A 20,553-nucleotide genomic window follows, 5' to 3' on the forward strand; every position below is an offset into this window, starting at 1 on the left:
GGGGCGGCGGGAAAGAATGGTACCCCCGGGCCATGGGACCCGTTCGGTGCAGGATCAGGGATTGGGCGATGGCCTTCAGACAGCCGCGGCAATCGCGGGCGCTTTCGGTGTGCCTGCTCGGCCTTGTTGCGCCGCTGGCCGATGCCCGCGCGCAGACCACGGTGGATCCGCGGATGGAGCGCGATACCGTGGGCGCGCGCTCGCGCCCTGAGGTGGAAACGTCGGGCGCAAGGGTGGGGGCGCTGCTCATTTCGCCCAGCTTCGGGATCGAGGCGGACGCGACCGACAACCTTTTCGCGCGCGGCGATGTGAAGCGCGGCGATGTCGCGCTCGCGATCCTCCCCGCGCTCGCGGTGCGTTCGCAGTGGTCGCACCACGCCCTCGGTATCTCGGCGGAAGGATCGGTCAAGCGCTATGCCAGGCGCAAGACCGAGAATATCGAGACGTACGCGGCCAAGCTGGATGGCCGGCTCGATATCTCGGGTAACACCCGCCTCTCGGGCGAACTCGGCGCGGCGCGGCGGATAGAGGCGCGCGGCACCACGGGCGATACGCTGTTCGGCGCGGCACCGATCGCCTTTACCGTGGTCACCGGCGGCGGCGAGATCGAACAGACGTTCAATCGCGCGCGTATCACGCTCGGCGGGCGGTATGAGCGCTATCGCTATCAGAACCGCGTGCTGGACGGCACGGTGATCGATCTTTCCCCGCGCGATTACGAGGCGCTTTCGGGCTCGCTGCGCGCGGCAATCGGAATCGGGCCGGGCGTCGCCGGCTTTGTGAGCCTTGCCTACAATCGCAACCGCTACCCCGCCCCGCCCGTCGGGCCGAGCCGCAACTCGCACGGGTTCACCGCGCTGACCGGCGTTGCCTTCGGGCTCAACCGCCTCTTGCAGGGCGAAATCGGCGTGGGCTGGGTGCGGCAGGATTTCAGCGCACCGATCTTCCCGCGCATCAGCGGCCTTGCCTACAATGTGCAGCTGAAGTGGAGCCCGACGCGGCTCACCACGCTGCGGCTTTCCGGCGGGCGCACGTTCCAGCGATCGCCGATCATCGGCATTGCCGGTATCCAGCAGCACGAAGTCATGCTGTCGGCCGAGCATGAATTGCTGCGAACGCTGATCCTGCGGCCCGCGCTGCGCTATGTCGTGGCCGATTTCCAGGTGCCGCAGGGCGCGGCAAAGCGGCAGGAGCGCTTTTTCACCGGCGCCTTCGGGGTCAGCTGGCGGCTGACCCAGCATTTCGAGATCGCGGGCGACTATACCCACAGCCTTGGCCGCAATTCCGGCGCGGTCGATCCCGGCCGCGCCTATGACCGTAACCGCGTGGCCCTGTCGCTGCGCTGGCGGCTCTAGCCGCAATGGCCAGCCTGCCACGCCCAGCAACGCGGGATTGGGACCTGCCGCCGCCCCTCCCCCGTTGGGCCGCCCGGCCGCGCCATCTGGCGGTGCGGATGGTGTTCGCGGCGCTGTTTGTCGCCGCGCTCGGCGCGGCGCTCACGCTGCTGGCGCCGCCGCCGGCGGGGCCGCTGGTGCGCTTTGCCTTCCCGCCGCCCCTGCCAGACCCGGCGGCGCTGCTCCCCTACCTGCCCGAGACGGCGCGCGCGGCCAATGCGGCCATGCCGATCGAGCCGCCCCGCGCTGCGGCGCCCGCTTTCAGGCTCGGCTCGGCAGACGCGCTCGGCGCGGCACGCGCGCTCGATTGCCTCGCCGCTGCGGCCTGGTACGAGGCGGGCGACGATCCCTCGGGGATGCGCGCCGTCGCCCAGGTCGTGGTCAACCGCGCGCGCCATCCGGCTTTCCCCGCCAGCGTCTGCGGCGTGGTGTTTCAGGGGTCGGAGCGGCGCACCGGCTGCCAGTTCAGCTTCACCTGCGATGGCTCGATGGCATCGCGCCACCCCGGCCCCGCTGCCTGGGCGCGCGCGCGGGCGGTGGCGGCAGCAGCGCTGGCGGGCGCGGTCGATCCGCGCGTCGGGCTCGCGACGCATTACCACGCCGACTATGTCGTGCCGGTCTGGCGCAGCGGCCTCGTCAAGCTCGCGCAAGTGGGCCTGCACTTGTTCTATCGCTGGCCGGGAAGCTGGGGCTCGCCCGCCGTCCTGCGTGGCAGCGCGAGCGGGGAGGAGCCGGGGATTGCCGCGATGGCTGCACTGTCTCCCGCGCATGGCGGCGCGGACGCGCGACAGGCAGAGGCGGCTCCGAATGTGGGTGCACCGCAGGCGTACCTCCCACTTGAGGAAGCGGATGGCCCCTCCCGCTCCGCCATCCGCAGCGCCCTGCCCCCTGCATCCCCGGCGGGCGGGCGCATCGTGCTCGCGCTCGATCCGGCAGCGTTTCCCGGCACTTATGCCACGCGCGCGCTTGCCGCCTGTGCCGAGCGTGAACGCTGCGCTGTAGTGGGCGAGCTTATCGGCGCCGCGCCCGGGCAAGGCCCCGCCTTCGTCTATCTGCGAGATCGGCGGAGCGGCGCGGAAGGCGCTTGGTGGGATTGCACCGCGCTGCCCCGCGCCAATCCCGCGCGCTGCCTGCCGGGGGGCGCTGCGCTGGCGCGCCTGCTGGCGGACTGGGGCTGAGGAACGATCCCGTCAGCGCTCCCGGCAGAACGCAACTTGAGTCAAGATAGCCCCAGCTCTCCCAGCACCGGGCGAAAGCCCGTCCCTTCCCGCAGCACCCGCGCCACATGGCTACCACCGAAATGCGCCGGCACCAGCAGCGCCTCGCGGCTGGCGGCAAGGTCCAGCACCATGCGCCGCGTCTCGCGCGCCTGATCAGGCGCCTCGCAGAACACGCTGTTCCATTCCGGCCGGTAGATCTGCGCCGGATGGTGGACGACATCGCCCACAAACAACGCATTATCCTCCTTGCCCGCCACTTCGAGCATCATGCTGCCGGGAGTGTGGCCCGGGCAGGCATGCAGCGTCAGCCCTTCGGCCACCTCGAAGCCCGGCTCGGCCCATTCCGCGCGGCCGGCAGCCACGATCGGCGCCACGCTGTCCTCGTACATCCCCGCATTGACCGCCGCGCCCACGCCCTCAGGCACCGCGGCGCCGTCGTCCGGGTCCCAATAGGCGCGGTCGGCCAGCGGAAGCACATAGCGGGCATTGCGAAACGTCGGCTCCCAGCGCCCCTCCACCAGCCGCGTGTTCCAGCCGACATGATCGATGTGGATATGCGAGCAGACCACCACGTCGATATCCTCCGGCTGAAACCCCGCGCGGGCAAGATTGCCGAGGAAGTCGGTCTGCAAGTTGCTGAAAATGGGAATGTTCGGCCGGTCCTTGTCATTCCCCGCGCCGGTATCGAACAGGATGCGCTCCTTGCCGGTATCGAGCACCCAGCTCTGCAGGAAGGCATAGAGGTGGCCGGTCTGCGGATCGAAGTATTCGGGCGCGAATTCCTCCGCATGCGGATCCCAGCCTTCGGGGGTATAGCCCTGGAACAGGTAGGACGGCGGTGCGAACGTGCCCTGCCATTCCTCGATGCGGTGGACGGTGACGTGGCCGATCCGAAAACGGTCCATTCTGGCGCTCTCCCCGCCGGGCGGTTCCCCGACGACAGGCAGAGTGCAACAGCGCGGCGCCTTGCGCAATCGGCGGGCGCCTGATGCCTCCACAACGGCCCCTGCATCCCCACGCCTCCCCGGCACGGGGAGGGGGCTATCCGCAGGGATGGTGGTGGGGCAATCCCTCTCCGAGCTCGCCTCCGGCAGGCAACAGCCCGAAGGACTGACGAAGAGGCCTTATCCGAATTTCGGCACCCTAAGGACAAATTCCTGGCATGCGCGATCGCGAGGGGCCTGCCCCGTACCCCCTCCTGTCGCTGCTTCCGCTTCATTGCCTCGTGCTGCGCGAAATGCTTTTTTCTGTCCTACACCGCCGGTTCCGGTCAACAAACAGGGCATGACCAATCAATCTGCCACGCACTGCACCGAGTCGGCTCGCCGGGGCCGTCTGATCTACATCATCGATCAAAGACGCCCTATTGATCGATTGCAATTATTCCTCAGGACAGTGTCAACCGTGTCAACCCCTCCCTTTCCGGGACAAGTGGGCGCGGCGGGACCGGCGGCATGACGCCGCGCGCAGGTACGGTGCTGGGGATCTTTGCGCTGACGCTGCTGATCCTGCAGGCGCTGGTGCTCGCCTCATGGATTGCGGGCTTTGCGTTGATGCTGCCCTCTTGGGCCTCCAGCACCGCGCTGATCGTGGGGTGCCGCGATGTGCCCGCCGCCCGGCCCCGCGCGGCGAGCCTTGGCCATCTGGTCTGCGGGGCGACCGGTGTGGCGGTGTTTGTCCTCGCCGGTCCCGCCGCGCACCCTTGGGCGCCGTGGCTGGCAGCGCCGGCCGTGGCCGTCGGCGTCACGCTCATGTGGCTCGTGCACTGCTATCACCCGCCGGCCGCTGCCAATGCGGCGATTCCGCTGTTCACGGCGGCAACGATGCCGGTCTATGCGGGCGCAGTGGCACTTGGGGCGGCGCTGCTGCTGATCGCCGCCCATGCGCTCGACCGTGCCGATGGAAGGGCTGCAGCCTAGAAGTAGCGTTCACCAATGCGGATCGTATCGCCTGGCAAAACAGCCACTTGCGCACTGCGAAGCGAGACCGCACTCTCGGCCTTGCCGGTCTGCCGGCGCAGGAACACCGTCTTCTCGTTCGCGCGGTAGGTGAAGCCGCCGGCGCGGGCGATCGCCTGCTCCACCGTCATCCCCGAGGCATAGGAGTATTCACCGGGACGGTTAACTTCGCCAAGGATGTAGAACGGCCGGTAGTTCAGCACCTCGACACTGACTCGCGGATCGTTGACATAGCCTTCGGCGAGCTTTGCCGTAAGCTCCTGCTGCACCGCATCGATCGTGCGCCCACCAGCGGCCACGACGCCGATCAGCGGGAAGGCCAGCGCGCCGCCGGGGGTGATGTTGTATTCGCCGGTCAGCGTCGGCTCGTTGAAAACCGTCACGCGAACGCGGTCTCCCGCGCCGAGATGGTAGCTTTCAAGCCCCGCCGCGACGTCCGCCGTCGAGATCGGGGGCGCCGACGCGCCGACGCAGCCGCCCAGCAGGAGGGCCACCGCGCCAGTCACGGCGAGCGCCAGGTGGTGCCGCGCGCGTTGACCGCCATCGTGCTTGCTATCCATGCGAAAACTCCAATGCTTCTGCCTGCTTCTGATCACTGCCCACAAGTCTATGCGGCGCGTCCGAAAGCGCAATCACCCCGCCCTTGGCCGAATCCTCCAACTTGGAGACGTTCCTGCGCGTGCTTGCAGAAGGTTCGGACCGCAGCCGCCAAACCTGCTCGCGCCGGTATCGGGGCAGTCACGCACGCCGCATATGGTGCACAAATCCTTAAGCACTCACCCGGATTTGCCCCCGGTCCGGCGATGCGGGATGCAGGACCGCACGAAGCTTCGGACTGCGCCCGCGAAGGCGCGCAGCGATCCTGCGGCCATGATCGGAGCGCGTACTGCCTCCGGTTTGCCTCCGCAGCGGATACGCTTCGCCTTCCCCGTCGCGGCCCCTTGCCTAGTCTTGCACCATGCCGTGAGGGGAGCATTTCTCCCGGATCGGCCATTTTTACCATATGGGTTCCTCTGCTGCGCGGGCGGCTGAAGGCTAACCTGTCGACCGAGGAGAACAGGGGTGAACACGGCAGTCGGCCTCTATCGCAACGCCGGGGGTGTGCCAGGGATGGCGCCAACCCTCGCCTTCGAACCCAGAGTTCCGCCCCCGGCGGCGGACCGGGTGGACCTGCGGCTGCTCTTTGCGGTGTTCCGGCGTCGGCTTGGCGTGTTCCTTGCCGTCCTGCTCGCGGTGCTGGGCACCGGCCTGCTGCTCACCGCGCTGCAACCGCGCACCTATACCGCGCGCGCCGAAGTCACGCTCAACAGCCGGCCCCAGCCGATCGCGCCGACAAGCACGAGCGACGGGCCCCAGCAGGCCGCGATCCCCAGCGAAGGCTATGTCGATACGCAGGTCGCCGTGGTGACATCGGAGGCCAATCTCGGCGCCGTGGCAGACAGCCTGGGGCTGGCGAAGGAGGACCGCTTTGCCAAGAGCGGAGCAGGCGCGAAGGCGGCGGCGCTGGCGTGGCTGCGCAAGGGCGTGGTCGCCACGCGCATCGGCACCACCTATGGCATCGCGATCACGTTTGAGGATACCGACCCTGCGCTCGCGGCGCGCGTGGCCAACACGTTCGCGCAGCAGTACACGGCCGGCGCGCTCGAGGCGAAGCGGCGGAATGCGCGGGCAACGACGACCGCGATCGCCGAGCGGCTGGAGCAGCTGCGCCAGCAGGCGCTTGGCGATACGGCAGCGGTGCAGCGCTATCGCATTGCCAACAACCTCCTCTCGACGACGATGGGCTCGCTGACCGAGCAGGAAATCTCGAGCTACAATCAGGCAGTGACCACCGCGCGGGCCGCGGCGAGCGAGGACGGCGCCCGGCTCGATGCAGCGCGGCGGCAGCTTGCATTAGGTGTCAGCGCGGGCGGCGTGGGCGAAGTGGCCTCCTCGCCTGCGGTCGGATCGCTGCGCGCACAGCAGGCCAGCGCGGCGACCGAGCTTGCTTCGCTGACCGCCCGCTATGGCCCGCGCCATCCCGATGTGCTGCGCGCAAAGGCGGCACTCGGCGCGATCGATGCGCGGATTGCGGACGAGACGCAGCGGGTGATTTCCAGCCTCGAAGCGCGGGCGCGGGTCTCGCAGCAACGGCTGGCCTCGCTCACCGGATCGCTCCAGCAATCGCGCGGCACGCTGGCGCAGAACAACGCGGCGATGGTCGGCCTGCAGGATCTGGAGAAGCGCGCCGAGACCTCGAACGCGCTCTATGAGAGTTATCTCAACCGGTTCAAGGAGCTCACCGCGCGCGAAGGGACCGAGCAGGCGGATGCCGACTTGCTCCATCCGGCTGCGGTGCCGCTGAAGCCGACCAGCCCCAATGTGGCGCTGAATCTCGTGCTTTCAGTGGCGCTCGGGCTCGGGCTTGGCGTGGCGGCGGCCTTTGCGGCGGAGATGACCTTCAGCGGGCTCACCACCGGCGACGACATCGAGCAGCGGCTGGGGGTGCGCTATCTAGGCTCGATCCCCACGCTCGGTTCGGTCTGGCGGGGCGAGGAGTCAGTGCCGATGGCGGCGCTGCTGGAGGATCCGCGCTCGGCCTTTGCCGAAAGCTTCCGCTCGCTGCGGGCCTCGATCGCGATGAACACCACGCAGGCCCGGATCATCGCGCTGACCTCGGCACTGCCGGACGAAGGCAAGACGACGACCTCGATCTGCCTGGCCCGTTCGATGGCGCTTGCGGGGGACCGCGTGCTGCTGATCGACGGCGACCTGCGCCGGCAGGGGGTGAGCCGGTTCCTGCGCGGCGATGCGGGGCGGCCGGGGCTGATGGACGTGCTGGGCGGCAGCGCGCCGCTCGAAGCCGCGCTGGTGGTGGACCCGGCAACGGGCCTCAACATCCTGCCGCTGGCCGAAGGCAGCGACAAGGCGCCCGAGCTCCTGACCGGGGACGAGATGGACCGCATGCTGGATGCCGCGCGCGCGATGTTCGATGCGATCATCATCGATACCGCGCCGGTGCTGCCGATCGCCGACGCGCGGCTGATGCTGCGCAAGGCCGATGCCTCGGTCTTCGTGGTGCGCTGGCGCAAGACACCCGAGGCGGCATTGCGGTCTGCACTGCGGCTGCTGCCCGATGACCGGGTGCAGCTCGCAGGCGTTGCGCTGACCCGCGTCGATATGCGCAAGCAGGCCCGCTTCGGCTATGGCGATGATGCGTTCTACCATTCGTACAAGCGCTACTATGCCTGAGGCGGCCACCCCTTCCCCCCGGCCTTCGCCGCGCCAGCCCGTGCTCGCAGCGGGGGGTGACCACGGCGGGGACATCCCCTTCCTGCTGCAAGGCGGCGGGGATGGCCGCGAGGCACATGGGATGACCGGGGGGACCGGCGCGACATCGCCAGCGATGGCGGCGGACGGCGCGGCGAGCGATGATATCGGTTTGTCACGGCGGACCGGTACGGCGCGGGAGAGCCTCCATCCTGCAGCGCATGCCGGACGTCTGGCCGGGCTCGATCTTGCGAGCTTGGGACTGGCAACACCGCTGCCGGTTCCTGAAGGGCCGCGCCGCCCGTTTGTGATCCAACCCAGCGCTGTCCTGCCGGCTGATCCGCGCCGGCGGTACCGGCGGGTGGCGATCATCCACTACTGGCTGGTGACGATGCGCGGCGGGGAACGGGTGCTGGAGCGATTGCTGCAGCTGTTTCCCGATGCCGATATCTTCACCCACGTCTATGATCCGGCGGCGATGTCGGCCGCGATCCGCGCGCGCACGGTGCACACCAGTTTCATCCAGAAGCTGCCGGGCGCGCGCAAGCACTATCAGGCCTATCTGCCGCTGATGCCGATGGCGCTCGAACAGCTCGATCTGCGCGGCTATGATCTGGTGATTTCCAGCGAAAGCGGGCCGGCCAAAGGCGTCATACCAGCGCCCGATGCGCTGCATCTGTGCTATGTCCACTCGCCGATGCGGTACTTGTGGGATCACTACCACGACTACCGGGCCGAGGCGGGCTGGCTGCGGCGCGCGCTCATGCCCATGCTCTGCCACGGCCTGCGCCAGTGGGACACGAGTTCGGCGGCGCGGGTCGACCGTTTGCTTGCCAATTCCAACTTCATCCGCGAGCGCGTGGCCAAGGCGTGGCGGCGCGACGCCGAGGTGGTGCACCCGCCGGTCGATCCCGCGCTGTTTGCGCCGTCGGACGAAGTGGAGCCGGGCTATCTCTGGGTGGGCCAACTGGTGCCCTACAAGCGGGCGGACCTTGCGATCGACGCGTTCAACGCGCTGGGCCTGCCGCTAACGGTGGTGGGCGATGGCCCGCAGGCAGCGATGCTGAAAAAGCGCGCGGGGCCGTCGATCCGGATGATCCCGCGGCTCGATTTTGGCGAGTTGCGCCGCGCCTATGCCCGCTGCCGCGCGCTGGTGTTCACGGCGGAGGAGGACTTCGGGATCGTGCCGGTCGAGGTCATGGCCTCGGGCCGGCCGGTGGTGGCTTATGGCCGCGGCGGGGCGCTCGACAGCGTGGTGGAGGGGCGCACCGGTCTGTTCTTTGGCGAACAGACGACCGAAGCGCTGGTCGCGGCCGTGCAGCGGCTGGAGCGGTGGTTGCCGCATTTCGATCCTGCCGAGGCCATCGCGCGGGCGCACGACTTTGCGCCCGAACGCTTTGACGCGGGCGTGCTGGGGGCGCTGGCATGAAGCTGCAACCGCTCAACCGACTGCGCACCTTGCTCACGGTGCTGCGCCTGCGCCTGCGCGGGGACGCACCGGGCAAACGCTTCTTCGTGCACAGCGGGCTCCCGCGCATCGAGGGGCGCGGTCGCCTGACCATCGGCGAGCGCGTCAACTGGAGCTGCCATGGCGCACCGGTGGCGGTTGAGGTGGGGCCGGGAGCGCTGCTCGAGATCGGGGCTCGCGCCTTCCTCAATGCGGGGGTGGAGATTGTCTGCCACCAGTGGGTGCGGATCGGCGAGAATTGCCGCATCGGCCCGCGCTGTGTGCTGGCCGATACCAACCACCATCCGGTGCATGAAGGACAGGGCGTGCGGGTCGCGCCGGTGAAACTTGGGCGCAACGTCTGGCTGGGGCGCGGCGTGACGGTGCTGCCCGGTGTGACGATCGGTGATCACGCGGTGATCGCGGCCGGTTCGGTGGTGTTCAGCGACGTGCCGCCGCGGGAAGTGTGGCGAGGCAATCCGGCCGGATTCGTGAAGGCGGTGCGCGCCGGGGACGGGTACGCGCGGCCATGAGCGTGGTGGGCAGGCAGGCAATGGCAGGAAGGGCGCGGCCATGGAATTGACCTTCATCGGCGCGGTGCAGGTGCTGGTCGGCCTTGCGCTGTTCGTGGCGGGATCGGTCGAGGCGATGTTCGCCTTCGCGCTCGTTTCAGCGCTGTTTGGCGGATCGGCGGCGATCCTGCTGCCGGTGCTCGGCAATTCCTCGATCCCGCCGGTGCAGTTTGCCTTGCTGTTTGTCGCCATGCGTCTGCTGGTGCCGGGCGCGGGGCAGATGGCAGCGGTGGGCCGCGCGCTGCGCGCCAACGGCTGGCTGGTGTGCTTCGTGGTCTACGGCGTGGCCATCGCCTTCATTGCGCCGCGCCTGTTCGCAGGGCAGATCGAAGTGACTCCGCTGCGGGGTCGCGTGGAGGCGCGCTATGTCTCGACGCTGGCCTATGTCTACGCGGTGCGGCCGCTGGTGTTCACCCCGCAGAACCTGACGACGGCTGTCTATCTGATCGGCACGCTGCTGGCGGGGATCGCAGCCTTCATAGCTTGCCAGCGCGAACGCGGGCGCGAAGTACTGGTGCGCACGCTGGCGATCCTGGGCATGGCGCATGCGCTGACAGGCTTCATGTCGGTGGCGGTGCGGGGCACGCCGGCCGAAGTGGTGCTTTCGGTGTTCCGCAACGCGGCCTATGCGCAGCTCGACCAGTCGTACCTCGGCTTCGTGCGGATGACGGGTCTGTTTCCCGAGGCATCGACTTTTGCCAATTATGGCCTGCTCCTGTTCGTCTTTTCGTTCGAGTGCTGGCTGCGGCGGATTGATCCGCGCTGGACGGGGCCCGCCGCGGCACTGCTGGCCACCGCGCTGGCGCTCAGCACGTCAAGCACGGCCTATGCCGGTCTGCCGACTTATGCCGTGCTGGTGGCGGTGCGTGCGCTGCTGTTCCCCGGCGCGCTGCCAGCCGACCGCGCCTTGTGGATCGGCGCGGCCATGCTGGTGCTCACCGCCGTGGGCTGCGCGGTGATGATCTGGCAGCCGCGCTTCGCCGATGGCTTTGCCGACATGATCCGCCACATGACCGTCGAGAAAAGCGAAACGCTTTCCGCGATGCAGCGGCGGTTCTGGGCCTGGCAGGGCATCCATGCCTTTATCGAGAGCGGCGGAATCGGGATCGGGCCCGGCAGCTTCCGCTCGTCGAGCCTCGCGACAGCGGTGCTGGGCTGCACGGGAATCATCGGGGCCGTGACGCTCGCTCTACATTTCGTCACCGCGCTCAGCCCGCTGCGGCAATCGACGTGGACGCCGGTGGAGGACAAGGCGCTGTCGACCGCAGCGGCCTGCGGATGGGCGATGATGATGGGTGTGATGATGGCGTCGATCTCGTCCCCCACCTGCGATCCCGGCACGGACATCGCGATGCTGGGCGGCGCGGCGCTTTCGCTGCGGCGGCGCCCGGCCGCGTTGCCGAGGCCGGTGAAGCAAAGCCCGCTGACGGCGCCCACACCGGCCAGCACCATCCCCGCCCTGCCGGATCGGCCGTTCCTGCTGAGTGGTGCCGGGGCGCCGCGCGGCTTTGTAATGCAGGAGCCGCTCGTACTCGACAAAGCGCTGGAAATTGCCTGAGCGGAACGTTCAGGTGCGCTTTCCAGCCTCTGCGGCAAAGCGGTAGCCTCCGCCGAGCAGGAAGGCGCGGATCGCAGGGTCTGCGCTGAGGCCGGCCGCCGTGGCCGCGGCAGCAGCGGCGCCTTCCGCATCGCCGGCCAGCCACGATACGCGGGCAAGCGCGGCCCACCATGGCTGGTAGGTCTCCGTGCCGGTCATCATCCGCAATTGTTCGAGCGCGGGGCTGCTGGCGCCATCTTCGGCATAGGCCACGGCGCGGGCGACCATCACGCCGGTGGTTGGCGCGATGCTGGCGAGCACATCATAGAGCCGGGCGAGCGGGGCAGTGAAGCGCTCCCCGGTCATGCGCTGGTGCGCGTGGAGCGACTGGATCGCGGCCTCGGTCTGGAAGCGGCCGGGTGCGCCGAACCTGGCGGCGCGGCGCAAGGCGGCTTCGGCCTCCATGACCATCGGGCGCGACCACAGCTGCGGGTCCTGCGCGTGGAGGGGGATGAAAGTGCCATCCGGCGCGCGGCGGGCGGACTGGCGCGCCTCGCAGTGCAGGATCAGCGCAAGGAGGCCAAGCGCTTCGGGCTGATCGGGCATCAGTTCAGCAATCAGCCGGGCGAGGAACAGCGCCTCGCCGCGCAGGCCCGCCAGCCGCGAATCCGCGCCGAGCGTATCGTCCCACGCGGTGCCGTAGGCCGCATAGATCGCCGAAAGCACACCGCCGAGGCGCTGGGGGGCATCGGCCGGATCGGGTACCGCAAAGGCAATGCCGGCATCGCGGATCTTGCGCTTGGCGCGCACGAGGCGCTGGCCCATCGTCGCGCCGCTGACAAGGAACGCGGCGGCGATGCGCGCGGCATCGAGGCCGAGCACGGTCTGCAGCATGAGCGGCGCCTGCGCATCGGGATCGATCGCCGGGTGCGCGCAGACGAACAGCAGCGCGAGGCGCTGGTCGAGGAACGGGCTGCCGACCGCGTCCTCCTGCTCTTCGGCCAAGAGCGCAAGGACATCACCGGCGCGGGAGGCGGTGGCGGCGCGGGCCTGCTGATGGCCAGCGGCGCGGCGGGCGGCGGTGAGCAGCCAGGCTTCGGGATTGGCGGGCACGCCCTGCTCTCCCCACTGGGCCAGTGCGGCGGCGAAGGCCTCAGCAAGCGCATCCTCGGCGGCGGCAATATCGCGTGTGCGGGCCGAGACCAGCGCGAGGAGACGGCCATAGGACGCGCGCGCCGCCTGCTCTGCAGCGGCGGAAGAACGGCGGCGCGCGGCATCCATCGCGGTCAATCCGCAGCAGGCCCCATCACCGGGCGGACTTCGACCGAGCCCGCAGCCGCACAGGGCGCGCGCGCGGCCCATTCCAGCGCCGCATCGAGATCGGCGACCTCAAGCACGACATAGCCGCCAAGCGCTTCCTTGGTATCGGCAAACGGGCCATCGACGACATGGCGCGTGCCATTGGCGATACGCAGCGTGGTGCCGGTTTCAGGCGGTTGCAGGCCATTGCCGCTCTTCATCACCCCGGCCTGCGCCATCGCGCCCATATAGGCGTTCCACGCGCCCCAATAGGGCTCGGCCGCAACGGGATCAGTGCGCTTGGCGCGCTCTTCGGCATTTTCGAGGAAGAGGAGAACGTACTGCATCGATCGGTTCCTTCATCGGTCTGAGCCGGGTCCTCCGGCAAGCAGCAGGAGCTGCCTGCAAAGGTGTGCGGCGAGAGGGCGCGGTTTCGACAAGGTGAGCGAAGAAATGTGCAAGGTGCGGCGCATCAGGGACCAAACATGCGCGAAGAAAAGGCGCAGAGGAAGGGGCTTCGCGCCCCTCAGCGCTCCCCTCGATGCCGCGCTTCGGCGCGTTGCTTGATGATGGCGAGCACGTTGTTCTGGATATCGCCGAGCAGGATCTCGCCCCAGAACCGGGCGTAAGGATTGACGTGGGTCTTGGCGATGTAGTTCGTGCGCAGGGACAGGCGCGTCTTGCCGGGGCCTAGCGGGGTCAGCGTGTAATCGCCGGTATCGATCTTGAGGAACTCTCCATCGGGCGAGATGTGCTTGTCGGTGTAATCCTGCAGCGACGTGTTGGTGAAGGCGAAGGACCAGCCGAGGCGGCGTCCGGGGTTCCAGGCGGTGATGCGTTCCTCGAAATTGATCTTGTCGCCCCAGTAGGCGGTGCGGACGGCACCCTCCCCCGCGCCGCTGACCGTGGTCGCGCGCGGGCGGGGCAGGCCGAGGATGTTCTGCGTGAAGGTCCAGCGGCCTTCGCTTTCGGCGATATGGGGATTGGTGACAGCGTAGGGCCAGATTTCTTCGGGTGATGCCGCGATGATCACATCGCGGGTGAGTGTGATGCGGTCATGCGCAATGGGCACCTGGGCCTCGAGCGCACCGGCGAGCAGCGGCATCAGCACAAGCGAGGAGCGGAAGGTGTTGGGATCGACACTCGTCTGGCGATGGCGCCGCATGAGGTAGGCACCAAGCCAGCCGAAGAAGAGCCACAGCGGCGCAAGCATGATGAGGCAGATCACGCCTTCGCGCAGGATGGCGACCGAACCCACGATGACGATGACGGCGAACAGCGGCGGCACGCTGGTGTAGAACGAGAGCGGACGCGTGCCATCGCGGTCTCCTACGTAGCAGATCAGGGCACAGAGGTAGGCTGGGAGGAAGGTGAGGAACCACAGGCTGCCGAATGCGACTTTGGTGGCGCTGCTGGCACTTATCAGGAAGAAGGCGCTGAGTGCGATCACGAGGGCAAGGCTGAAGCCGGCCATGATGCGCCCACGCGCACGCAGATTCACCGAGAGGGGGTTGTTCGCGGCGTCCTTCATATCACCTCCTGCATGACGTTCCGATATTTCTGTAAATTGAGAAATCAAGCGGCAAAAAAATATCAGCCGTCTCCGCCCGGCTTCGCGCTCCGGCGGGTGACGAACTTGAGCAGGCCGACCACACGCGATCCCATGCGGATCAAGGTCATGATCTGGGAGGGCGGCACATCGAGCATCTGCTGGTACCAACGGTCCACCGTGGTCACGAAATCGTGCATCGCCACGAGGCGGCTGCGGACCTTGGTGCTGATGTGCGGATCATCGATGGTTTCCATCGCGGCGGTGATCGCGCGTACCATCGGATCGATTTCACGCTCCTTGCGGCCCTGCGCGACTTTGGTGGCCATCTGCCAGAGATCGGTTTCCGCCTCGAAGTGATCGCGCCGATCGCCAAGGACGGGGACGCGGTGGATGAGCTTCCAGGTGAGCAGTTCCTTGAGGCTGTTCGAGACGTTGGAACGCGCCATGCCGAGCTTTTCGGCAATGTCTTCCGCGGTCAGCGGGCGATCGGACAGGAACAGCAGGGCCTGAATCTGGGCAACCGAGCGGTTCACGCCCCATTGCGAGCCCATATCGCCCCAGCGCAGCACGAACTGCTCGACCGCTTCGGGCAGGTTTCTCGACTCGCTGTTTATTTCTGTCATGACAGAAATATCTGATGATCGGATTGCGAAGTCAAGCGTGAGTTGCCGGGGCGCCGCCTTGATGTCTGCAACAGCTTGCTTGACCGGACTGGTGGCTGGTGCTGCAGTGGGCGCGTTGAACCCGGAGGGAGCGCAGATGATCACGGTTACACGCATCGATCCGGCAGGCACCGCGCATCGCATTGCCGTGCGCGGGCACGAATTCGTGACGGACATGACACCGGCTGCCGGGGCGGACAACGAGGGGCCCGATCCGCACGAGATCTATGACGCGGCACTGGGGGCCTGCAAGGCGCTGACGGTGCTGTGGCTGGCGCAGCGCAAGGGCATGGCGCTGGAGGACATCGAAGTGGTGGTGACGCGCGATGATTCGGCAGAGCGCAGCGGGGTCTACCGCCTGCGCACCGCGCTGATGCTGACCGGCGATCTCAGCCAGGAGGAGCGCGAGGCGCTGCTGGCGGCGGCGAAGAAATGCCCGGTGCACAAGCTGATGAGCGAAGTGACCACCGAGATCGAGACGGTGCTGGTCGAGCTTTAGAGCACTTTCCGACCAATCTGGCTGACCGTGACGGAGCCGATTTTGGCCCAGCGCGAGGCGAGAGGAGGGAGCTATGCTGGCCCATAGTGACCGACGATCAACGCTGCGATGGGCCAAAAGCGGCCCGCCCCTTCGGGGTTGCGTTAGGAAGCCCCTCGGACTGCGTCGCGCCGCTGGCACGGGCTACCAGCCCGCACTGCGCGGCGCTCTTTGCCGAGAAGCTTCCTGACGCAATCACGGTGAGCCAGATTGGTCGGAAAGTGCTCTAAGCCGCCTGCCCCCGAGCCAGCCGGCGCATCGCCTGCGGGGGCTGGCCGAACGCGCGCAGGAAGGCGCGGCGCATGCGTTCGGGATCATGAAAGCCGAGCGCAGCGGCGATCTGCTCGATGGGCGCGGGGCTGCCTTCCACGCGTTCGCGCGCGACTTCGAGGCGCAGACGCTCGACCGCGCGAGCCGGGCTGACGCCGAGTTCGCGGGTGAAGGCGCGGGAGAAGTTGCGCGGGCTCATCGCGGCCCTCTCGGCCAGCACTTCGACGGTGAGGCGCTGATCGAGATGGCCGCGGATCCATTCGAGCAGCGCGGCAAAAGGCGTTTCCTGCCCGCCGAGATCGGCCAGCGCCGAGAATTGCGACTGCCCGCCCGGGCGCCGGTAGTAGACCACCATTTCCTGCGCGACGCGGCGGGCGGTGTCTTCGCCAAGGTCTTCGGCGATGAGCGCGAGCGCGAGATCGATGCCCGCAGTGATGCCGGCGGAGGTCCAGACATCGCCATCGCGGATGTGGATGCGATCGGGCTCCACCGCGACCTTGGGGAAGAGGCGCGCGAGCTGGGCAGCGCGGCGCCAGTGCGTGGTCGCGCGGCGGCCATCGAGCAGGCCGCCGGCGGCAAGCAGGAAGGCGCCCGAGCAGACGCTGCAGAGGCGGCGCGTGGTGGCGGCGGCCTCACCCAGCCAGGCCAGGGTGGCGGCGTGGCGCATCGCGGTGCGGCTGCCATCGCCGCCGGAGACGATCAGCGTATCGAGCGGCGGGCCTGCACTGGCGGGCAGGGTTTCGAGCAGGACACCGGCGGAACTGCGCACCGCGCCGCCTTCAGTCGAGATAAGAATGAGGCGGTAGGCGCCGGGGGCGAAGCGCTCGGCCACTTCGAAGCTGGTTAGCGGGCCGACGACGTCGAGGATCTGGAAGTCGGCGAAGAGGAAGAGGCCGATGGTTCTGGGCATGGCCTAAAATGAGGGATCATTGACATTTCGTCAACCGGAGATCGGCGCGATAACGGGGCGACAGGCAGAGGAGATTGGCATGACCGACCAGCCGTTTCGCATTGTGTTCGCGGTGTTTCCGGGGATGACCCAGCTCGATTTCACCGGCCCGCACCAGTTCCTTTCGCGCGTTCCGGGGAGCGAGACGATTGTCGCCAGCCGCAATGGCGGCGAGGTGCCGGCGGAAGGGCTGGTCTTTGCCGGCACGCGGGTACTGGCCGAAATCAAGGCTTGCGACCTGATCTGCGTGCCGGGCGGAGTCAATGCGAGCGAGGCGGCGCTCGATGCCGCGTTCGTGGGCGAAGTACGGCGTCTGGCGCTGGGCGCGCGCTATGTGACGTCGGTCTGCACCGGCTCGCTGATCCTCGGCGCGGCGGGGCTGCTGACGGGCAAGCGCGCTGCGTGCCACTGGGCGTGGCGGCATTTGCTGCCGCTGTTCGGCGCTGTGCCCGATGCGGGGCGCGTGGTGCGCGATGGCAATGTGATCACCGGCGGCGGCGTGACGGCGGGGATCGACTTTGCACTGACGGTGCTCGCGGAGATCGGCGGCGATGCGCTGGCGCAGACGCTGCAGCTGGGCCTCGAATACGCCCCTGCCCCGCCCTTTGATGCCGGTCGGCCGGAGACGGCGCCTGCCGCCATCCTTGCCGGCTATCGCGCGCGGATGGACCCGATCATGCCGCAGCGCGAGGCCGAAGCGCGGGAGGCGGCGGCGCGGCTGGCGCTGTGATCACTTCGCTTTGGTGAGCGCATCCCACTCGGCCCAGGGGATATCGCGGCCGGGCCAGGCGACTTTCCTGAACGGCCACTTGGCAGCGATCCACTTGTGCGCCCATGCCTCGAGCCGTTTGTCGAAGCCGGCATCGTATTCGGCCTTGGTGACCCAGATGCGCACGACCGCGTCATAGCCCGCGACGGGGCTGGGGGCGACATAGATGCAGCCGCGCTCCCTCTTGCCGTCGGGCGTGAGGACCGAATAGGCGAAGCTTTCGCGGCGCTGGAAGCGGCCCTCTTCGGTCTGCATGTCGAGCAGGGCATCGGCATCGCTGATCCCGGCGTGGGGCCAATCGGTGCTGCGCGTGAAGGTCTGCTGGAGATGCTCGACCGAGGACATGTAGGCATCGAAATCGATCTTCACGAGATCGGGCCCGAGCGGCTGGAGGCGGAAACCGGGGCCTTTGGCGCTGGTGGGGACGGCGAAGCCGGGCGCGACCAAGGTGGTGGCCGGGGGTTCGGCAGCCGTGGCGACGGCGGGGATGGCGGAAAGCAGCAGGGCTGCGGCGAATGTGATGCGCTTCATCGGTGGCGGTCCCCTTTTTGCAGCTGCGAAGGTTCCACGACAGCGCGCCGGGGGCAAGCGGGATTTGGGGTCAGGCCGGGCTTGGTGCCGACGACAGAAGCCCGGCGGCGCGGCGCAGCGCGGGGATGACCGGCCACGCGGCCAGCATCCAGCCGGCAGCGGCGCAGGCAAGCGGCAGGGCGAGCGCGACAAGCGGGGCGGAGCTGCCGAAGGCGCGGTCTGCGGCGAGGCCCGCAGCGAACGCTCCGAAGAGGGGGAAAAGGACGAGGCGAGCAGCCTCAGCAAGGGCGGGGCGATCGTGGCGCTGGAGGGCCGCGAGCGCCATGGCGGCGGCGGCGACTACGGCCACGCCAGTCGCGACGAGCGCGGCGCCGATCGCGCCATAGGGAGCGGCGAGTATGGTGAGGGCGGCGGTAGCGAGGGCAGCGGCGGTCTGCACAGCAAGCACCCTGCCTTGCCGGTCTGTGACGATGAGTTCCGCCGTGGCGACGGCGGTGACCAGCGCGGCCATGCGCGCCACGCAGAACACCGCGACGACCGGGGCGGCGGCAGCCCAGGCGGGACCAAGCGCAAGCGGGACCACGCGGCGCGCAAAGAGCGCCAGCAGCGCGAGCGCGGGCCAGCCGAGGGCTGCGAACAGGGCTGCGAGGCGAGGCCATGCGCCGGGGCGGCCCTCGCCCTCGCCCCGCGCGCGATCAGCGGCAAGGGTGGTGAGCGCGAGCATGCCGGCGGGCTGGACGAACATGTCTGCCAGCGCGGTGACCATGCGATTGGCGGCGCGGTAGAGCCCGGAGGCGGCGGGGGACAGGACCACGCCGAGAATGAGATCGCCGCTGTAATTGGCGAGGAACGTGACGAAGACCGAACCGAACCGGCTGGCCGACCAGCGCAGCACGTCTGCCACCAGCGCGCGCGGCGGGGCGGCCAGCGCCAGCGGCGGCCCCAGTGCGCCGAGCGCGAGGGCCATGAGCAGGGTGCGCGCGTAGATCTGGAGGACGAGTGCCCAGAGGCCCCAGCCGGCGGCGAGCAAGGCGATTGCGGCGAGACCCGCGCCGACTTCGGCCAGCACGGTGATCGCGTAGTAGCGCCGGACGGCCCCGCCGCGCAGCATCAGCGATTCCGCAAAGGCCGCGAGCGCGCCGAGGAGGACCGAAGGCGCGAGCGCGAGAATCACCGGCGCAACCCCGCCGCCCTTGAACACGAAGGGCGCGGCGAGGCCGAGGAGGACGAGCAGCGCGATCCAGCCCAGCGCGACCAGCACCGTCGCGGCGAGGCAGGCGCCTGCGCCCTGCGGCTGATCGGCATCGTGCGGAAGCTTGAGCAGATACTCGAACGGGCCGGTGTAGAGCATGGTCCGCGCCAGCATGGCCAGCGCCCCTGCAATGGCGAAGACGCCGAAATCGGCGGGCGCGAGGTGGCGCGTGGCGACCAGCGTGACTGCGACCATCGCAAATTGCCCGCTGACGCGCGCGGCCATGGCGATCATGGCGGTGCCGCCCCCGGCGCGGGCAAAGCGGGCAAGGCGCGCCTTCATGCTTTCTGCGCCAGTTCGCGCAGCGCGGTGAGCAGATCGCGCCCGGCGCGGGCCCAGGTGTAGCGCGCGGCGCGGGCATGACCGGCGGCAATGAATGCACTGCGCGGCAGATCGGAGAGCGCCGCGCGCCAGGCAGCGGGGTCATCGGGATCGGCGTAGAGCGCGGCATCGCCGCAAATTTCCGGCACAGCGCCGCAAGGGGCCGCGATGACCGGGCAGCCGCAGAGCATGGCTTCCACCGGCGGCAGGCCGAAGCCTTCGGTGCGCGAGGGGAACAGCAGCGCCTCCGCCCCTTCATAGAGCGCGCGCAGCACGGCATCGTCGCAAGGCCCGGCGAACAGGGCATCGGGCGGCGGGGTGAGCCCGGCGGCTTCCAGCGCAGCGCGCGGCGGGCCGACGACGACGAGACGCAAGGGGGCCAGTGCGCCGCCGGCAAAGGCGCTGAAGACGACGGCATTGTTCTTGTAGGCCTTGGGACTGCCGAACATCAGCGCATAGCTGCGCGGCGCAAGGCCGAGGCGGGCAAGTGCGGCGGGATCCGCCCGCGCCTCGAGAATATGGTCGGCGCCGTTGTGGAGCACTTTAGCCTCCACCCGGCCGGTGACGCCGCCGCGCGCGAGCTCGCCTGCCGAGAAGGCCGAGACCGTGAGCACCCGCGCGCTGGAGCGGGCCATGAGCGGGGTGAGCAGGCGATACCCCATGCGCTGGCGCCAGGGATAGGAACTGTCCGCCCGGAGGAACTGCGCATCGTGCAGCATGGTGAGCTTGGGGCGATGCGCGACGGGGGCGAGATTGGCGAGATTGACCAGCAGACCGCCCGCCGCAAGCTTGGGCAGGCGCAGTTGCTCCCACGGCTGCGAAGCGGGGCGATCATCCTCGATCAGCTGGATGGCGGCGAGCGGCGGCCCATCGGCGCAGCCCTTGGGCACGATCAACGCACAAGGGGGATCATCGGGCGCGGGCGCGCTCGCGAGGAGATCATCGACTTCGCAAATCAGCCGCGCGGCGACACGGTGGACTCCGTTGAGCCCGCCGGCGCGGAATTTTCCGTTGAAGACGACGCGGCGCATGC

General features: G+C 68.8%; 19 protein-coding genes. 9 read left to right on the plus strand and 10 right to left on the minus strand.

The window, feature by feature from the left end; all coding sequences use genetic code 11:
* The first annotated feature begins 68 nt into the window (after positions 1 to 68).
* Together K5Q19_RS07415 and K5Q19_RS07420 are read left to right on the plus strand one after the other, a co-directional pair.
* Positions 69 to 1,355 (plus strand): outer membrane beta-barrel protein, encoded by a 1,287-nt coding sequence (locus K5Q19_RS07415; RefSeq protein ID WP_292942844.1) that lies wholly within the window; start codon positions 69 to 71, stop codon positions 1,353 to 1,355.
* A 5-nt stretch (positions 1,356 to 1,360) separates the two neighbouring features.
* Positions 1,361 to 2,572 (plus strand): cell wall hydrolase, encoded by a 1,212-nt coding sequence (locus tag K5Q19_RS07420; protein WP_292942847.1) that lies wholly within the window; start codon positions 1,361 to 1,363, stop codon positions 2,570 to 2,572.
* A gap of 41 nt (positions 2,573 to 2,613) precedes the next feature.
* On the opposite strand, the gene K5Q19_RS07425 is transcribed toward K5Q19_RS07420, so the two are convergent.
* Positions 2,614 to 3,519: an MBL fold metallo-hydrolase gene (locus K5Q19_RS07425; RefSeq protein ID WP_292942850.1), complete on the minus strand. Its 906-nt coding sequence runs from the start codon at positions 3,517 to 3,519 to the stop codon at positions 2,614 to 2,616.
* A 549-nt stretch (positions 3,520 to 4,068) separates the two neighbouring features.
* Between K5Q19_RS07425 and K5Q19_RS07430 the strand changes: the two genes are divergently transcribed.
* The gene (locus K5Q19_RS07430; RefSeq protein ID WP_292942853.1) at positions 4,069 to 4,533 is read left to right on the plus strand and encodes an HPP family protein; all 465 of its coding nucleotides are present in this window, start codon (positions 4,069 to 4,071) and stop codon (positions 4,531 to 4,533) included.
* Here K5Q19_RS07430 and K5Q19_RS07435 read toward each other — a convergent pair.
* Positions 4,530 to 5,132, minus strand: coding sequence for a polysaccharide biosynthesis/export family protein (locus K5Q19_RS07435; RefSeq protein ID WP_292942856.1), 603 nt, complete (start codon positions 5,130 to 5,132; stop codon positions 4,530 to 4,532). The two genes, K5Q19_RS07430 and K5Q19_RS07435, sit on opposite strands and share 4 nt — an antisense overlap.
* A gap of 502 nt (positions 5,133 to 5,634) precedes the next feature.
* On the opposite strand from K5Q19_RS07435, the gene K5Q19_RS07440 reads away from it, so the two are divergent.
* The 4 genes from K5Q19_RS07440 (at position 5,635) to K5Q19_RS07455 (ending at position 11,398) form a co-directional block, all read left to right on the plus strand.
* Complete coding sequence (locus K5Q19_RS07440; RefSeq protein WP_292942859.1) at positions 5,635 to 7,803, plus strand: polysaccharide biosynthesis tyrosine autokinase; 2,169 nt, start codon at positions 5,635 to 5,637, stop codon at positions 7,801 to 7,803.
* A 409-nt stretch (positions 7,804 to 8,212) separates the two neighbouring features.
* On the plus strand, positions 8,213 to 9,250 hold the full coding sequence (locus K5Q19_RS07445; protein ID WP_292942925.1) for a glycosyltransferase: 1,038 nt from the start codon (positions 8,213 to 8,215) through the stop codon (positions 9,248 to 9,250).
* Positions 9,247 to 9,801: an acyltransferase gene (locus K5Q19_RS07450; RefSeq protein WP_292942861.1), complete on the plus strand. Its 555-nt coding sequence runs from the start codon at positions 9,247 to 9,249 to the stop codon at positions 9,799 to 9,801. The genes K5Q19_RS07445 and K5Q19_RS07450 overlap by 4 nt, the downstream gene beginning before the upstream one ends.
* A 40-nt stretch (positions 9,802 to 9,841) precedes the next feature.
* Positions 9,842 to 11,398: a hypothetical protein gene (locus K5Q19_RS07455; RefSeq protein WP_292942864.1), complete on the plus strand. Its 1,557-nt coding sequence runs from the start codon at positions 9,842 to 9,844 to the stop codon at positions 11,396 to 11,398.
* Positions 11,399 to 11,407: 9 nt separating this feature from the next.
* Here the strand turns inward: K5Q19_RS07455 and K5Q19_RS07460 are convergent, their stop codons facing one another.
* The 4 genes from K5Q19_RS07460 to K5Q19_RS07475 all read right to left on the minus strand — a co-directional run bounded on the left by K5Q19_RS07460 (position 11,408) and on the right by K5Q19_RS07475 (position 14,851).
* Positions 11,408 to 12,658 (minus strand): DUF6596 domain-containing protein, encoded by a 1,251-nt coding sequence (locus K5Q19_RS07460; protein ID WP_292942928.1) that lies wholly within the window; start codon positions 12,656 to 12,658, stop codon positions 11,408 to 11,410.
* 5 nt (positions 12,659 to 12,663) lie between these two features.
* Positions 12,664 to 13,023 carry a YciI family protein gene (locus K5Q19_RS07465; RefSeq protein ID WP_292942867.1) on the minus strand — a complete coding sequence of 120 codons (360 nt, stop codon included), beginning with the start codon at positions 13,021 to 13,023 and terminating at the stop codon, positions 12,664 to 12,666.
* A gap of 179 nt (positions 13,024 to 13,202) precedes the next feature.
* A complete protein-coding gene (locus K5Q19_RS07470) occupies positions 13,203 to 14,207 on the minus strand; it encodes a hypothetical protein (protein WP_292942870.1) in 1,005 nt (334 codons plus the stop codon).
* 62 nt (positions 14,208 to 14,269) lie between these two features.
* Positions 14,270 to 14,851, minus strand: a complete 582-nt coding sequence (locus K5Q19_RS07475) for a MarR family transcriptional regulator (protein WP_292942873.1) — start codon at positions 14,849 to 14,851, stop codon at positions 14,270 to 14,272.
* 136 nt (positions 14,852 to 14,987) lie between these two features.
* Between K5Q19_RS07475 and K5Q19_RS07480 the strand changes: the two genes are divergently transcribed.
* Complete coding sequence (locus K5Q19_RS07480) at positions 14,988 to 15,389, plus strand: OsmC family protein (protein ID WP_292942876.1); 402 nt, start codon at positions 14,988 to 14,990, stop codon at positions 15,387 to 15,389.
* A 265-nt stretch (positions 15,390 to 15,654) separates the two neighbouring features.
* Here the strand turns inward: K5Q19_RS07480 and K5Q19_RS07485 are convergent, their stop codons facing one another.
* A complete protein-coding gene (locus K5Q19_RS07485; protein WP_292942879.1) occupies positions 15,655 to 16,608 on the minus strand; it encodes a GlxA family transcriptional regulator in 954 nt (317 codons plus the stop codon).
* A 79-nt stretch (positions 16,609 to 16,687) separates the two neighbouring features.
* Between K5Q19_RS07485 and K5Q19_RS07490 the strand changes: the two genes are divergently transcribed.
* A complete protein-coding gene (locus K5Q19_RS07490; RefSeq protein ID WP_292942882.1) occupies positions 16,688 to 17,377 on the plus strand; it encodes a DJ-1/PfpI family protein in 690 nt (229 codons plus the stop codon).
* Here the strand turns inward: K5Q19_RS07490 and K5Q19_RS07495 are convergent, their stop codons facing one another.
* From K5Q19_RS07495 to K5Q19_RS07505, 3 genes are all read right to left on the minus strand, one after another.
* The gene (locus tag K5Q19_RS07495) at positions 17,378 to 17,947 is read right to left on the minus strand and encodes a twin-arginine translocation pathway signal protein (protein ID WP_292942885.1); all 570 of its coding nucleotides are present in this window, start codon (positions 17,945 to 17,947) and stop codon (positions 17,378 to 17,380) included.
* 70 nt (positions 17,948 to 18,017) lie between these two features.
* Positions 18,018 to 19,481, minus strand: a complete 1,464-nt coding sequence (locus K5Q19_RS07500) for an oligosaccharide flippase family protein (protein WP_292942888.1) — start codon at positions 19,479 to 19,481, stop codon at positions 18,018 to 18,020.
* The gene (locus tag K5Q19_RS07505; RefSeq protein WP_292942890.1) at positions 19,478 to 20,551 is read right to left on the minus strand and encodes a glycosyltransferase family 1 protein; all 1,074 of its coding nucleotides are present in this window, start codon (positions 20,549 to 20,551) and stop codon (positions 19,478 to 19,480) included. The genes K5Q19_RS07500 and K5Q19_RS07505 overlap by 4 nt, the downstream gene beginning before the upstream one ends.
* Positions 20,552 to 20,553: the final 2 nt, after the last annotated feature.

The sequence above is a fragment of the Novosphingobium sp. genome, from assembly GCF_019748365.1.
Lineage (GTDB): Bacteria > Pseudomonadota > Alphaproteobacteria > Sphingomonadales > Sphingomonadaceae > Novosphingobium.